This window comes from Ferruginibacter sp. HRS2-29, assembly GCF_024343615.1.
Lineage (GTDB): Bacteria > Bacteroidota > Bacteroidia > Chitinophagales > Chitinophagaceae > Ferruginibacter.
In genome coordinates this window covers 1-2,469 of record NZ_RJUB01000160.1, presented here as the reverse complement: position 1 = coordinate 2,469, position 2,469 = coordinate 1, and the positions used below count along the sequence as shown (strand labels likewise).

The window sequence follows — 2,469 nt, the reverse complement described above, 5'->3', positions numbered from 1 at the left end:
CCTGCAAGTACAGGGTCCCTTATATTGCTGGCTACCATTACACAAAGCAATTTCCTGAGGGAGTCGAGGTATGTTGAATTTAAAGTAAATAAAAGTTTCGGCAACGGGACCCAAAAGCTGATCGTTCAAAAAACATTTATTTCAAAGCCTTTCCAGCTACCGGGCGGAGGAATGAGCAAACCGCAGACCATCCCTGTTGATGCATATGAATTTACTGTTCAGGTAACTGTACACAACCAGGAATTGGGGGTTTCTCAATAAATAAAAAAAATGCCCTGCTGATGGACTGTATGGTTCAGCAGGGCATTTTGCTAATTATTCCCATTCCCCTCCGGTGTAAATATTACCTGCTATAAACCCAGATCAAAAGAAAATTTTCGCGATCACTTGCGCTTTCACAAGGTCGCCGGTCTGTGGCCGGTTTGCGGGTTGTTACCATTGTACCCGCGGCTGGTCCGAAAAGCTATGGTCTCCAAATTTTGCCACGTTGGTGACCTTCCGAAATATAAAACCCGGTTTCATTTATACGAAGTTTCGTTACAACATTTTTTTGAAAAAAAACTGTAACAAAAAATAAACTAAAAATCCGTTACACAAATTTTTTGAAAAAAAAGTGTAACAAGAATGAGTGGTTTGTTTTTTAAAGTTAAGTTCTGTACCCCGGCCACGGCGAAGGCAGGCCGGGCATGCTGTTAATGAATGTCGGCGCATCCGTGCGACGCCGGGGCGTGGCCTCCCGGCCAGCCCCTTCTTGCTGAGTAGACTGGATAGCATAGGAGAAGACTTATTTTCTACGCATTAACATTGTTCGTTCATAAATTGCGGATGGGGCAGGCCGGGAGGCCACGCCCCGGCGACTTACGGGTGGAAAGATGGATTATAAAGTGGGGAAGGTTACCAACGCAGGCGAAAAAAGTGTAACAAGAATGAGTGGTTTGTTTTTTAAAGTTAAGTTCTGTGCCCCGGCCACAGCGAGGGTGGGAGGGGAATGCTGTCATTGAATATCGGCGCATCCGTGCGACGCCGGGGCGTGGCCTCCCGGCCAGCCCCTTCTGGCATAGTAGACTGGATAACATAGGAAGACTTATTTTCTCCGCATTAACATTGTTCGTTCATAAATTGCGGATGGGGCGCCCCTAAGTTTCCGCTGCCTGTTGGCCTTACCTGCGGCGTACCACCTGCAAAACCTGTATCCAAAAACTAACGGCGGTGAAAACACCCCATTTGCAGGCAGCGATTTATTTTGATGTTTTAGTCTTCCGAATGCTCGGCGCTTTCTGTTTTATCCATTGAATTGAAATATCAAAGGGGGGGATATCAGCCTAAGAAGTATTGTGTCCTAATGTAGGAAACAAGGTATATTCGAAAGGTTTGCCTTGAACTTTAAAGGTATTTAATTGCTCGATGCACAATTTTACCGGGTTCTGTATGTCTTTCTCGCCAAAAAGCCAAAGCCCCGGAATCGAAGAGTATTCAAAGAGATTTTTGGATCGGTAGCCGTAAACTGATACCTGTCCGGGTCGCTTTTTATATGTTCACGAACGTCTGCCTCTGTATGATTGTCCCCAAAATTTTTGTTGCCAATGGAATAAAATTGAAAACGGAGTTGTTCTAACGTGGTAATGGTAGGGCAACTGAATAGCACCATAAATTCTATTCGTGGATTTTTGCGTGCAGCAATCGGGATGATCCATCCTGCCTGGCTGAAGCCCACTAAACCGGTCGGTGTCTTTTTATCCTTCAGATAAGTTTGAAATGTATATACTGCTGCACTGGCATCGTCAGCCAATAAATTAAGATGGGTAGTGTCAATATTATTGGTGCCAACAGGTGGCCCGGCATATACACCACCGGATTCTCCCGCTCCGCGTTTATCGTAGGTCAGTACAGAAATACCTTCTTTGGCAAGGCGTTTAGTGAACTCCATTTCTCTTTTTACCGGGTCTGATCCGTGCACAATTACCACGGCGGAAAGGCTTTTCAGGTGTTAAAATTGAGCCGGCAAGAGTAACGCCCTTACTTTCAAACTTTACATCCTGGCCGGCGTCCAATTGCTTGCTTATCATAATAAAAAAATATTTTATTTAAAAAAGATGTAATTCGACAACCAATCTGCCAAAAAACAAGTCTGTATGCAGGGGGTAATAAAGTTTACTACTATATAGCCTCCGTTTCATTCAATTAAAATTTTCATGTCATGTACAACCTTTACCATTCTTTCATTGAGAACTTTTTTCAAAAAATCCGCTCGGGTTTAATCCGGCCAGTTATTTTAGCGGTGATACTGGCAACTGCTTTTAGTACCACCTTAGAAGCACAGGTGGTGATTACTTATCCATTAGCAGCTCAACAACTTACACGCGGGCTTGATGTAAGTAAACTCACCGTTAATCTTGGTTTTACCGGCACCTGTACCGCTACTACTGTGGAAATAAGATTACCTGCAGGTGTAGAATACGTGCAGGGGAG

General features: G+C 44.1%; 3 protein-coding genes. 2 read left to right on the top strand and 1 reads right to left on the bottom strand.

The window, feature by feature from the left end; translation table 11 throughout:
• Positions 1-261, top strand: a 261-nt coding sequence (locus EGI32_RS20105) for a hypothetical protein (protein ID WP_255157460.1), incomplete at its 5' end; no start/stop codon positions are given.
• Between the two features lie 1,153 nt (positions 262-1,414).
• Here the strand turns inward: EGI32_RS20105 and EGI32_RS20100 are convergent.
• Positions 1,415-1,966, bottom strand: a complete 552-nt coding sequence (locus tag EGI32_RS20100; RefSeq protein ID WP_369681646.1) for an alpha/beta hydrolase — start codon at positions 1,964-1,966, stop codon at positions 1,415-1,417.
• Between the two features lie 231 nt (positions 1,967-2,197).
• On the opposite strand from EGI32_RS20100, the gene EGI32_RS20095 reads away from it, so the two are divergent.
• On the top strand, positions 2,198-2,469 hold a 272-nt coding region (locus tag EGI32_RS20095; RefSeq protein ID WP_255155450.1), incomplete at its 3' end, for a hypothetical protein.